Below are 11,512 nucleotides of genomic sequence, written 5' to 3'. Positions count from 1 at the left end.
AAGGGTTTCACGCCACGGCATTGAGCACCTCACTGGATCCGGCATTCACGGCTGCGGCAGCGAGCGCGGCCCTCACCCGCCAGGCGTCCACTGCCAGTACCGCCATGGCGCCCAGCACGACGTCGGGCCCCGGCAGCCCGGCACGGAGCAGGTGAAAACCGTCCGTCTCCACGCGCGTGGCCAGAGCCGCCTCAGCCCGCCACAGGTCCATGGGGTCTGCCACTGGTTCCAACACCCGGGCTGCTGCCGGCGGCAGGGAAGCGCGCAGGGCCTCGGGGGTATCAGCGCCCGTCCACCCGGTTCCGATCAGCGGGCGCAGCAGAGTCAGCAGCCGCTGGTCCGGGGCCGTCCTGTTCACCAGGACCAGGCGGGCACAGAGCAGTGCTCCGGCCGAGGCTGCCCAGGGCCGGACTTCAGCGGCTTCGGCGGCAAGTCGCCGGAGCCAGACAACGGTCAGCACGTCCGCCAGGGCGGCTTCCGTCCCGGGATCGCCCCAGGGCGACGCCGAGAGGATCAGCCGAAGGTCCTGCTCGGAGCCTGCCGTCCGGAGCCGCGGCCACGCTGTGGCCAGCCCGCCGAGATCAAAGAACTGCTGGTCCCGATTTGCTGCGGCAGCATGCCGGTCGCCGGCAGATGGACCCGCGTCCGGCGCCTGCTGGCCACGGCGCAGAAGCAGATCCAGGGCAAGGATGTTGTCCGCCTCGAATGCTGCTGCCGCGGCGCGGACCAGCCGTGCTCCGCCGGCGGGAAGCCAGCCCGCCATGACGCGCAGCTGCCACAGCACCGTTCGCCGGGTGGCAAGGTTCGCTTCCGGCAGTGTCCGTGCCGCGCGCAGCTCGTCGCTGTACGCGCTCTCGGAAAGCCGCTCGAGGCCGGCCTGCAGATTGGGGGCTGCGGCGACAATCCGGCAGGTTCCTGCTCCGGCCCGGCGCTGAGCCATCGAGCGCGCACGCACTGATGCCGCTACCCAGTCGGATCTCATCGCCGAACATTCCTCATGTGCAGGTACCTTTCACTGGCTGTTCCCCGTGAGTCATTCGGTGCTGTTCTCCGCCCCTGCACCTGACGCGGAGCTGAGCAGGTTCCGCACCAAGTCGGCCACAATCACCGCTGCCAGCTGCGGCACCCGTGATTCTCCCCGCCGCTTGATTTCGTCCGCTTCTTCACGGGCCCGCTGGAGCATCTCCTCATCAGCAGCCGCGGCTTCCCGGGCGACGGCGGCGGCAGCCTCTGCGCGCACTGCTCCGGATTCCATGCGGGCCTTTTCCACCATGGCTGCCGCCTCCTCGCGGGCCTGTTTTACACTCTGCACTGCCCGCCTCACCGCGTCTGTTGTCAGTGCTTCGGTTTCCCGGACAGTGGGATCCAGCGCCTCAAAGACCGGGACGAGTTCCGCCTCAGGGCCCTGATTGTCCGTGGCCGGAACTCCGGCTGGTCCGGCCGGCCCCGGGGCACCCACAGGACGGAACCGGTCCAGCAAGCTGTTGCGTGCCATCAGGGCACCTCCCGGGAAGCAGTTGTGCGGATGTTGCGGACTTAGCCGCCGGTTTGTGCGCCGGAACCCCCGGTGCTGTCTTCTGTGGCTTGAGCCTCTGACGCTTCGCCGTGCTGGACGATGTCCCCGTCGGTAAAGAGGATGCCGCGGGCAATTTCCCGCCACAGCGGTGTCCTTCGCAGCAGGAACTCAAGTTCCATGCTGAAATGCTTGAATTCTTCGCCCAGGGAGTCATGCATGATGGCCCGTGATTCCGCGTCTGGCTCTACTGCCATGCGCTGCACATACCAGCCGATGGCCTCGGCCTCTTCGCTCAGGCTGGCGCACATCCGCGCAAAAGTCCTGGTTTCGGCGGGAAGTTCAGACGGCGGCTCGTGGTACTGCTCTGTTCCCATGATGATCTCCTGATGCGGCCCGGTTCAGGCGCGTGTCCGGGTTGGAGAAGAGCCCGCAAAGTACGGCACTCTTCCGATGCATCCCCCGTGGTTGCCTGTTATCCGAGGTTAGGGTGGGCCCTGCAGGGAAACAATGGCGCAGGCCCGGGGTCCATCGGTGACATGCAAAAAGGCCCGGATGCACTGAAGAGGTACAGCGCATCCGGGCCTGGCATCGGTGGGAATGGTCCGGTCTGAACGGACGGGTTCTGAAACGAAGCGGTGCGAAAGAACGGAAATGCTAGGCGAGACGTCCGTAAGCCGAGGCGAAGTGCACCAGCGGGTCGGCGTCGTCGTCGGCCGAGGCGCGGCGGCCCATCGCCACCACTTCACCCACCACCAACTGATGGGTGGCCGCCGTCGTCACCTGGGTGGTGCGGACTTCAAACCAGGCAATGCAGCCCTCGATGACGGCCGCGCCGGTGACGGGGCCGCGGCCGTAATCCACCTGGCTGAGCAGACCTTCCAGCGGAGACCCGGGGCTGGCCAGCCAGTTTGCTGTGCCCCGCTGGCGGGCGGAGAGCAGGCTCAGCGCCCACGTGCCGCTGTCCACCACGGCCTCAGCGATCCGTGACTCGGCGTACAGGCTGACCAGCAGCGTTGGCGGGTCGTAGGAAACCGAAAGGAAGCCGCTCACGGTGGCCGCGTAGTCTCTTCCGCGCAGCCGGGTGGAGACAACAGCCACGCCGGAGGCAATATCGGCGCTGAGCAGGCGGTAGCTGTCGATCGCCTCATCGGACACTTCCGGGGAGGGCACCAGCTCTCCCCGGAAGACGCCGTGTTCCACCGTGCTACTTGGCGTTGTCGCCGGAAGCGGAATCCGCGGGAACCAGCTTCACGGACACGGAGTTGATGCAGAAGCGCTGATCCGTGGGCGTATCAAAGCCTTCGCCCTCAAAAAGGTGGCCCATGTGAGAGTCGCAGTTCGCGCAGCGGACCTCAATCCGGTCCATCCCCATGCTGCGGTCATGAAGGTAGCGGACCTTGCCTTCGGACAGCGGGGCGAAGAAGGACGGCCAGCCGCAGTGCGAGTCGAATTTCTCGCTGGAGGTAAACAGTTCACTGCCGCAGGCGCGGCACTGGTACACGCCGGCAGTCTTGGTATCCCAGTATTCGCCGGTGTAGGGGCGTTCGGTTCCGGCCTTGCGCAGGACCTGATATTCCTCGGGGGTCAGTTCCTCACGCCATTGATCGTCGGTCTTTTGTACGGGCACGGTGCCGGTGGTGTCTTCAGTCATATTCGCGTCAACGCTTAAGAGTCGCCAATAAATCCCGAACCGGAGTAGAGATGCAGCACCGGCACTCCCAGACGGTCCTGCGCCTCGTTCGCCCAGTCGGTGCGGAAGGTATCTTCCACCGCGTGCGGCATGGTGATGACCACCACCTGCTGCGCGTTGGAGGCTTTGGCTGCGGTGACCACGGCCCGGACCGGGTCCTCTCCGGTCACTGAGCCGGTGGCGTCCAGGCCCGACGACGCGAGCAGCTTCAGCGATTCGGCCAGCTCCACTTCCGCGGCCTTGGTTTCCTGGTCCTTTGTGGGCTTTTCACCGGTCAGGTTGCGAAGCGCTGCGGAGAAATCCAGCATGCTCAGGTTGTCCAGGATATCGACCAGCAGATTGCGTCCGGTATCAGCCGGCACCAGGACCTCGAACCGGGCCGGGTTGTCCTGGATCAGATACCGCAGGTTGGAGATGTCCACGTCGTTGAGGGACTCTTCGGTCAGCACCACGATTGTTGCAGTCATGCGGACAGCTTAGTCCTACCCCGGACACTGCAGATGCTGCCAGCACCTCCAGCCGCAAGAGGCCCCTGAATCTTGTGCAGTAAAAGATTAGGGGGGTTTTGAAAATCGGTTGACGGAAAAGGAATTTCGGAAAGTCCTTGTTGATCGAAATATTCAAAACGTATACTCGGTGCCTGCCGCTGTTGGAACGGCTGTCCCGAACGTGGAAGCGAGCAAATACCTTGTCGATTAACGCCACCGCAAAAGAGCATCAGGCCCCGAAAGTGGAACAGGAACGGGAACGGAAGCTGAACCCGGAATTCGTGGAGGCACTCAGCAAGGGCTTTACCTCGGATCCGCGGCAGGTACGCGCGCAGAACGCGGTGACAGCTGTCCCGGTCAATGACGTGGCCCTGAACCGGAGCCGCCTGCTCACGGTTACCAAGACCATGTCCCACCGGCTGGACGACTGGGATGCGGCGGACCAGAAGAAGAGCGGCCGCTGCTGGCTCTTTGCGGCACTGAACCTTCTTCGCGCAGACGCCCGGAAGAAGCTGTCGGTCAAGAACTTTGAATTCAGCCAGAACCACGCCATGTATTGGGACAAGCTGGAGCGGGCCAACAGCTTCCTGGAGGACATGATCACGCTCACGGACCGAAGCCCGGATGACCGGCTGCTGTCCTTTCTGCTGGGGGACGTCATGAACGACGGCGGGCAGTGGAACATGGCAGTCAGCGTGTTCAAGAAGCACGGCGTGGTGCCGAAGGAGGTCATGCCCGAGACGGAGTCATCCTCGAACACCTCCGCCATGAACCAGTCGCTGAGGAGCTATCTGCGCAAGGAAGCGCGGGTTTTGCGCGACGTTGCTGCCTCGGGCGCAGGACCTGTTGAGGTGGCCGCCCACAAGGAGCGGATCCTGAAGGATTTCCATGCCATCCTGACCATTCATCTGGGTACGCCGCCGCAGGAATTTGAATGGGCCTGGAATGATGACAACAAGGAATATCACAATGCCGGATCCTTCACTCCGCAGGAATTCCTCACGGAGTTTACCGAAATTGCTCTGGACGAATACGTCTGCCTGGTCGATGATCCGCGTCCGGAGCATCCCAAAAACACCCCGCTGACTGTGGCTCATCTGGGCAATGTGCTCGGCGGAGATCCGGTGCTCTACCTCAATGCCGATATTGCCGTTATGCGGGAGCTGACGGCAGCAGCGATCGCCGGGGGAGAGCCGGTGTGGTTCGGCTGCGACGTCTCACCGCAGATGTCCGGCAAGGACGGAGTGTGGGCGGGGGACCTCTTCGACTATTCCGGGGTCTACGGAGTGGACATGGTCTCCACGAAGGAAGACCGGGTGCGGTACCGGGATTCCGCGATGACCCACGCGATGCTGTTCACGGGTGTCGATCTGGCGAACGGAAAGCCGCGCCGCTGGCGGGTCGAGAACTCCTGGGGCACCGAGAAGTTCGACAAGGGCTTCTGCACCATGGATGATTCCTGGTTCGAGGAGTACGTCTTTGAAGTCGTCGTGCATAAATCCCGGCTGACCGGTCCGTTGAAGGCCGCGTTGTCGGAAGAGCCGCTGGTCTTGCCGGCCTGGGACCCGATGGGGGCGCTTGCCTGATTCGTTGACGAGGCAAATGACGGCCGTGCGCCGGCCGAAAGGTGTGTCTCAGGCGACAGTTGGGTGTCAGGCGGCACGGGCGCGCTGCGCTGCGTTAATCCATCGGTAAGAATGGAGGTATGCCTCTCTCCATCCCCTCGCTTCCGTTCCCGGCTGTTACCGATGTTCCCGCACCCGAGCCCGCGTCCGGGCTTTCCGCTCCGTGGATTAAATGGACGGCTTTCGGTGCGGGGGTGGGCGCGGCGGCAACAGCAGCGCTTTTCGCTGCGACGTCCGGGCTGGGTGTCTACTTTGCCCGGCAGGTAGTCACTCCGCGCCGCACCCGTGATGCCAATTTGGAGATCCTTGCCGTATTCGATTCGGAGCACGGGAAGCAGATCATTCTTCCGGCCAATGAAGACACCACTGTGGACGGCACCTACAGCCTGTATTTCGACGGCGGCAAGGGCCATGCGCGGATCGGTGCCATCCGCTCCTACGTTCCCCGCGAGGGAACGGTGCAGCGCGACGTCGAGGAAATCTACAGCGGCGACCTCGCCAAAGCCCTGCGCGGCTGGTGGAGCGGTGCCATCTACCCGTCCCCGTCCGCCGTCGGCCTCGCAGAGGAGGAAGTTCACGTTCCCGTGGACGGCGGCCTGGCACCTGCCTGGCTGGTGCGCGCGGATCCCGACGCCGCCACCTGGGCCATCATGGTCCACGGCCGCGGTGCCCAGCGGACCGAGTGCCTGCGCGCGGTGCGCACTGCCCGTGAGGCCGGGCTGACCAGTCTGCTCATTTCCTACCGGAATGACGGCGAAGCTCCCTACACGCCGGACGGACGGTACGGTTTGGGGCTGACTGAATGGCACGACGTCGAAGCTGCCATCCGATACGCCCTGAACCACGGTGCCAAGGACGTTGTCCTCTTCGGCTGGTCCATGGGCGGCGCTGTCAGCCTCCAGGCTGCCGACCGTTCTCCGCTGCGCCGGCACATCCGGGCGCTGGTGCTGGACGGTCCCGTCATCAACTGGCTCGATGTGCTCAGCCACCACGCCCGCCTCAACCGCATTCCGGTGCAGTCCGGACGGCTGGGCCAGTGGCTGATCTCGAATCCCGCCGGCCGTGCCCTCACCGGTCTGGCCGCGCCGCTGGACCTCAAGAGCATGGACTGGGTTTCAAGGGCCGAGGAGATCCGGATTCCCACCCTGATCCTGCACAGCGAGGATGACGAGTTTGTGCCGTCCGGTCCCTCTGCCGAGCTGGCGGAAAAGAATCCCGGCGTGGTGACCTTCGAGCGGTTCTCCAAGGCCGGCCACACCAAGGAGTACAACGTGGATCCCGAGCGCTGGGAGACTACGGTGCTGGTGTGGCTCAACAACATCCTGGGGCGCACCCGGCATCCTGCGGTGCGCCGGCTGGACGCCGAAACGCCGTCCCCGGGTCTTTAGCGGCGGCCGCTCCGGTTAGGACGGCTGCGCGGCGATCGGGGCCGTCAGGGCCTGCGTGAGCCGGATCAGGTCAAAGGGGGACAGGCCTATCTGCAATCCGCGCCTGCCCCCGGACACGTACACGGTGTCCAGCAGTTCCACCCGGCTGTCGATCCCGGCGGGGGAAGAGCGCTTCTGCCCCAGCGGGGAAATACCTCCGACCACGTACCCGGTGCGTTTCTCCGCTTCGTGCCGGTCCGCCATCACGGCCTTGCGCGCACCCATGAGGGAAGCGAACTTCTTCAGGTCCAGGTTCAGCGCCACAGGCACCATCGCTACCGCCAGGCGGCCACCCAGGTCCACCATCAGCGTTTTGTAGACGGTTTCGGGCGGCAGGCCCAGCTTTTCGGCTGCTTCCAGCCCATAGGAGGGGGCACCGGCGTCATGCTCGTAGTGGCGGACCGTGTACGGAATCTTCTGGTCGTCCAGCAGCTGCGTGGCCGGCGTGGCGCCCTTGCCCGAATGCTTGTCCCGATTCCCTGCCATGACTGCGGCCCTCCTGGGTTAGTAGCGGTGCTTATGCCTGTGCCGGCTTCTCACTGTCCGCGAGGCGTCGCTTGATCCGGCCAAGCATGGCGGACATTCCGCGCATCCGCAGCGGGGTGATGGCGCGCGTCAGGCCGAGCCGGTCGGGAACGTCCGCCGGAACCGCGAGGATCTCCGCGGCGGGGAGGCCGTTGAGTCCTTCGTGCAGGACGCTGGCGAACCCGCGCGTTGTCGGTGCTTCCCGCGGTGCCGAGAAGTACAGCTGGACGCGGCGCTCGGGGGAGTCATCCACCTCGATGGTCAGGAACAGCGGTGACTGGCATTCCACGACCTGTTCGAGCAGCTCGGGCCGGTCGGCAAGGTGCTCGGGAAGGGCCGGAAGGGTCCGCGAGAACTCCAGAAGCAGCTCGAGCCGCTCAGCTTCTTCCAAGGCCTGGAAGTCCTCGATGATTTCCGCGAGCTGCGCGGGGACGGTGGTGGGTGTTGTGGTGCTCATGTGCTTCGGCTTTCTGCTGTGGCGCTGGTCTGCTGTTTGGTTGGGTGGATGTGCTGCGCGGGTTAGCGTGCAGCCGGTGCTTCGCCGGGAGCTTCACCCTTGACGATGGGAACGCGGACTGCGTTGCCCCATTCGGTCCAGGATCCGTCGTAGTTGCGCACGGAATCAAAGCCGAGCAGGTGCTTGAGGACAAACCAAGTATGGCTGGAACGTTCACCGATCCGACAGTAGGCAACGACGTCGTCGCCCTCCCGAAGGCCTGCCTGGTCCTGGTACAGGGCCTCCAGCTCGGCGCGGGTGCGGAAGGTTCCGTCCTCTGCGGCGGCCTTGCCCCACGGCACTGAGGCTGCGGTGGGAATGTGTCCGCCCTTCATGGCACCCTCGTCCATGTAATCGGGCATGTGGGTACGGTCGCCGGTGTACTCCGCGGGGGAGCGGACGTCGATCAGCGGCCCCTTGCCCAAGTGCGCCAGGACGTCCGGCAGGTAGGCGCGGATGGGTGCGTCGTTGCGTTCGACGACGGGGTAGTCGGTGCGCGACACCTCGGGCTTGTCCTCGGTCAGTTCGCGGCCTTCGGCGATCCACTTGTCCCGGCCGCCGTCGAGCAGACGGACGTCCTCATGGCCAAACAGCGTGAAGACCCAGAGGGCATAGGCGGCCCACCAGTTGCTCTTGTCTCCGTAGATGACCACGGTGGAATCACGCGAAATACCCTTGCGGGACATCAGATCAGCGAAAGCGGCACCGTCCACGAAGTCGCGGGTATCGGCGTCGTTAAGGTCCGTGTGCCAGTCGATTTTCCGTGCGCCCGGAATGTGGCCCGTGTCGTACAGCAGGATGTCTTCATTGGATTCCAATACCACCAGGCCCTCGGAGCCGAGGTTTTCGGCCAGCCACGCAGTGGAAACGAGCCGTTCGGGGTGGGCGTATTCGGAGAACTTGGATGCGGTGTCAGGGGCAATCGACATGTACGGGCGCCTCTTTCGGTGTCGGATTGTCTGCTGCCGAACGCAAAAGCGGCGGCACGGGCTTACCTCTAGCCTAACGATGTGAGCCGGTGAAAACTTCCTCAGCGGCTAGGGCCGGCATTCCAGGGAAGAGCAGAGAACTTATCTGCGGAGTTTGCTGAACGGTTTCGGTGACCCGCCCCGGTGCCGATCCGGCCAAAACGGAGGGACCGCAGACGGGCGGCGGCGCACTGTTGGCGTATCGTTGCAACGGCGGCATTTTGCCGGCGGCAGCTTGGTACCACTGGCCGCATCAACCGGGGACCTTTTTGACGGCTTTCAACATCGGATGGACGGATTGCGCACAGTGGCACAAGCGGAGCACCTTGTAGAGCGGACTCCCCGGGTCTCGACGGACGAACTGCTAAAGGGTTTCTACCCTTCGCCCCGTTTCGGTCAGGTTTCCTTCGACAGTTACCGTCCTGATCCCTCGCAGCCTTCGCAGGCGCAGGCCGTGAGCGCCATGCGGAACTTTGCCGTCGCCGTCGACGTCCCCGAGCCCACAGGCTTGCGCAAGCTTTTCGGTGCCAAGAAGCCTGATTCCAAGGCCGGGTTCTACCTCGACGGCGGTTTCGGCGTCGGCAAGACCCACCTGCTGGCCTCACTCTGGCACGCGGTGGAGGGTCCGAAGGCCTTTGGCACGTTTGTGGAGTATACGAACCTTGTGGGCGCACTCTCCTTCCGCAAGACCGTCGATGCCCTGAGCGCCTACAAACTGGTGTGCATCGACGAATTTGAACTCGATGATCCGGGGGACACGGTGCTCATGTCCCGCCTGATGCGGGAACTGGCCGATGCCGGCGTCAAGCTTGCCGCCACTTCCAATACGCTTCCGGGTTCGCTGGGCGAAGGCCGCTTTGCTGCCGTTGACTTCCAGCGTGAAATTCAGGTTCTGGCGGATCAGTTCGACGTCGTGCGCATTGACGGTGACGACTACCGGCACCGCGGGCTGCCGCAGTCTCCGGATCCTGTCAGCGAGGAAGAACTGGAAAGCCGGGTTGCTGCAGAGTTCAGCGGCAAGGTTGTTGCCGAAGATGACTTCAGCACGCTCATCAATCACCTTTCCAGCGTCCACCCAAGCCGTTACCGCCAGCTCATCGAGGGCATTGACGCGGTTGCCTGGCACAACGTGAGCACGATCACGGAGCAGTCCGTTGCCCTGCGGTTTGTCGTCCTGGCTGACCGGCTCTATGACAAGGATGTTCCCATCCTCGCCAGCGGCGTTCCGTTTGATCAGCTTTTCACTGAAGAAATGATGAACGGCGGATACATGAAAAAGTACTTCCGCGCGGTTTCCCGCCTTACCGCCCTGGCGCGCGAAGGCCAGACCGGGGAAGTTGCCTAGCCTGTCGGGTCGTTAGCTGGTCAAGTCGGCGCCGTGCTTCAGAACTGCAGACCGGCATTAACGACAAAGGGTCCTGGTGCCGCCTCTCGGCGGGACCAGGACCCTTTGTCGTGCTCTGAAAGCTTATACGGCCGGAGGAGTCGGTCCGGATTCGGTTCCGGGACCCTGATTGCGGTCGACCTTGTCTACCGCCTCAGAGGCCTTGCTCTGGAAGCCATCGATCTTGTCGGAGTACTTTCCGCCGGTCCTCTGATCGACAAATTTCCCTGCGTGATCGATGCCGCCCTTGATCTTGTCAGCATTTCCGCCCACAAGCTCGGTAGCCTTGTCCTTCAGCTCTCCGGCCTTGCCCTTGAGCCCGTCAAATACAGACACGGACCACCTCCTTTCGCAGGGGAAACCATACGTTTCCCGTTCACCACCCATGGTAAGCCACCTGAGTAGCTGGGCCAAGGACTGAAAAACAAGGGGGATGGAGCCGATCCATGGCCCGGGATGCTCACGGGGTCAACGCTCCTGCATCCGGCGATCCTTGCCCGCCCGGGTGAATGACTCAGCGACTACACCAATGAACACCAGGACAAAGAGTGCGACGGCGGCCGGAATTGCCACCTCGGGCGGGATCACCCCATTTCGGTCGAGAATATCCAAAAGGAAAAACGCTGCGATCAGGATGGCTGCATACCTTATTCGACGATCCATGCGGGACACGTTATCACGGCGGTCTTGACGCGAAATATCGATGTACTTTGTCTGCTTACCCCACATTGAATGATCAAGGCGGAAAAAATATAAGCAAGGGAATGTTGGCAAGCAGCCGCTGTAATTGTGGCCACCGAGTGGGAGGGTCATGAGCCCCGGCCCATATAGTCCTGCCCGTTGCCGGGTTGGTGGATTTTTCTGGAGGTAAGCGGGAGGCGGCCCATTTATGGATCGAAAGATCTCGTATTCATACAACCCTGGGGGGTGCTAATGTCCGGCAGTCGTCGAAAAAGAGCAGTCCGTACGCCGAAGCCGGCACTTATTTTCACTGCACGGATTCCAATACTCCGGTGACAATTCACATTGAACACACATACGCCTCGCTTGAAATGCGTGCGGCGCCCGGGGAGACCCGCCTCTATGCTGATCCATCCATTGGTGCATTGAAAAATGTTTGGACCATGGGTGCCTGCGAGTTGGCAGGGAGGCTTAAAGCACTGAAGGAGCAGGCTAAGTAGCCTGCTCCTTCAGTTGCTGCTCTGCAGCGTTGCGAGCGGACGACGGGATTCGAACCCGCGACATCCACCTTGGCAAGGTGGTGCTCTAGCCAGCTGAGCTACGTCCGCAAAACAAGACAACCAAAGTTGTCCGTGCGCGATACTGGGATCGAACCAGTGACCTCTTCCGTGTCAGGGAAGCGCGCTACCGCTGCGCCAATCGCGCTTGATGC

Annotated in this window: 14 protein-coding genes and 2 tRNA genes; 3 read left to right on the top strand and 13 right to left on the bottom strand. The window is 63.2% G+C overall.

Annotated elements, in window-relative coordinates:
* Positions 1 to 7: 7 nt before the first annotated feature.
* From AC4D2Q_RS14535 to AC4D2Q_RS14510, 6 genes are all read right to left on the bottom strand, one after another.
* Positions 8 to 982, bottom strand: a complete 975-nt coding sequence (locus AC4D2Q_RS14535; RefSeq protein ID WP_490947221.1) for a hypothetical protein — start codon at positions 980 to 982, stop codon at positions 8 to 10.
* 51 nt (positions 983 to 1,033) lie between these two features.
* Entirely contained in the window at positions 1,034 to 1,495 is a 462-nt protein-coding gene (locus AC4D2Q_RS14530; protein WP_490947220.1) for a hypothetical protein, read from the bottom strand.
* Positions 1,496 to 1,536: 41 nt separating this feature from the next.
* Entirely contained in the window at positions 1,537 to 1,890 is a 354-nt protein-coding gene (locus tag AC4D2Q_RS14525; RefSeq protein WP_490947219.1) for a ferritin family protein, read from the bottom strand.
* A 280-nt stretch (positions 1,891 to 2,170) separates the two neighbouring features.
* Positions 2,171 to 2,716: a flavin reductase family protein gene (locus tag AC4D2Q_RS14520; protein ID WP_490925072.1), complete on the bottom strand. Its 546-nt coding sequence runs from the start codon at positions 2,714 to 2,716 to the stop codon at positions 2,171 to 2,173.
* Positions 2,717 to 2,720: 4 nt separating this feature from the next.
* On the bottom strand, positions 2,721 to 3,167 hold the full coding sequence (gene msrB / locus AC4D2Q_RS14515; protein WP_490925073.1) for a peptide-methionine (R)-S-oxide reductase MsrB: 447 nt from the start codon (positions 3,165 to 3,167) through the stop codon (positions 2,721 to 2,723).
* 14 nt (positions 3,168 to 3,181) lie between these two features.
* Positions 3,182 to 3,673 (bottom strand): hypothetical protein, encoded by a 492-nt coding sequence (locus AC4D2Q_RS14510; protein WP_490925074.1) that lies wholly within the window; start codon positions 3,671 to 3,673, stop codon positions 3,182 to 3,184.
* A 263-nt stretch (positions 3,674 to 3,936) separates the two neighbouring features.
* Here AC4D2Q_RS14510 and AC4D2Q_RS14505 point away from each other — a divergent pair, with 263 nt between their 5' ends.
* A complete protein-coding gene (locus AC4D2Q_RS14505) occupies positions 3,937 to 5,280 on the top strand; it encodes a C1 family peptidase (protein ID WP_490947218.1) in 1,344 nt (447 codons plus the stop codon).
* Positions 5,281 to 5,399: 119 nt separating this feature from the next.
* The gene (locus tag AC4D2Q_RS14500; RefSeq protein ID WP_490947217.1) at positions 5,400 to 6,707 is read left to right on the top strand and encodes an alpha/beta hydrolase family protein; all 1,308 of its coding nucleotides are present in this window, start codon (positions 5,400 to 5,402) and stop codon (positions 6,705 to 6,707) included.
* A 15-nt stretch (positions 6,708 to 6,722) separates the two neighbouring features.
* Here the strand turns inward: AC4D2Q_RS14500 and ybaK are convergent, their stop codons facing one another.
* The 3 genes from ybaK to AC4D2Q_RS14485 all read right to left on the bottom strand — a co-directional run bounded on the left by ybaK (position 6,723) and on the right by AC4D2Q_RS14485 (position 8,696).
* The gene (gene ybaK / locus AC4D2Q_RS14495) at positions 6,723 to 7,232 is read right to left on the bottom strand and encodes a Cys-tRNA(Pro) deacylase (RefSeq protein ID WP_490947216.1); all 510 of its coding nucleotides are present in this window, start codon (positions 7,230 to 7,232) and stop codon (positions 6,723 to 6,725) included.
* A gap of 31 nt (positions 7,233 to 7,263) precedes the next feature.
* On the bottom strand, positions 7,264 to 7,728 hold the full coding sequence (locus AC4D2Q_RS14490; protein ID WP_490947215.1) for a SufE family protein: 465 nt from the start codon (positions 7,726 to 7,728) through the stop codon (positions 7,264 to 7,266).
* 62 nt (positions 7,729 to 7,790) lie between these two features.
* Complete coding sequence (locus tag AC4D2Q_RS14485; protein WP_490925078.1) at positions 7,791 to 8,696, bottom strand: sulfurtransferase; 906 nt, start codon at positions 8,694 to 8,696, stop codon at positions 7,791 to 7,793.
* Positions 8,697 to 9,042: 346 nt separating this feature from the next.
* Here AC4D2Q_RS14485 and zapE point away from each other — a divergent pair, with 346 nt between their 5' ends.
* Positions 9,043 to 10,080, top strand: a complete 1,038-nt coding sequence (gene zapE, locus AC4D2Q_RS14480) for a cell division protein ZapE (RefSeq protein WP_490947214.1) — start codon at positions 9,043 to 9,045, stop codon at positions 10,078 to 10,080.
* Between the two features lie 123 nt (positions 10,081 to 10,203).
* Here the strand turns inward: zapE and AC4D2Q_RS14475 are convergent, their stop codons facing one another.
* From AC4D2Q_RS14475 to AC4D2Q_RS14460, 4 genes are all read right to left on the bottom strand, one after another.
* Positions 10,204 to 10,455: an antitoxin gene (locus AC4D2Q_RS14475; protein ID WP_490925080.1), complete on the bottom strand. Its 252-nt coding sequence runs from the start codon at positions 10,453 to 10,455 to the stop codon at positions 10,204 to 10,206.
* 132 nt (positions 10,456 to 10,587) lie between these two features.
* Positions 10,588 to 10,932 (bottom strand): hypothetical protein, encoded by a 345-nt coding sequence (locus AC4D2Q_RS14470; protein ID WP_490947213.1) that lies wholly within the window; start codon positions 10,930 to 10,932, stop codon positions 10,588 to 10,590.
* A 402-nt stretch (positions 10,933 to 11,334) separates the two neighbouring features.
* Positions 11,335 to 11,408 (bottom strand) — tRNA-Gly (locus tag AC4D2Q_RS14465).
* A gap of 25 nt (positions 11,409 to 11,433) precedes the next feature.
* Positions 11,434 to 11,505 (bottom strand) — tRNA-Val (locus AC4D2Q_RS14460).
* Positions 11,506 to 11,512: the final 7 nt, after the last annotated feature.

Source organism: Arthrobacter sp. TJ-178 (assembly GCF_058269275.1).
Note: the sequence above shows the minus strand (reverse complement) of the source record. Positions and strands in the feature narration are given on the sequence as shown.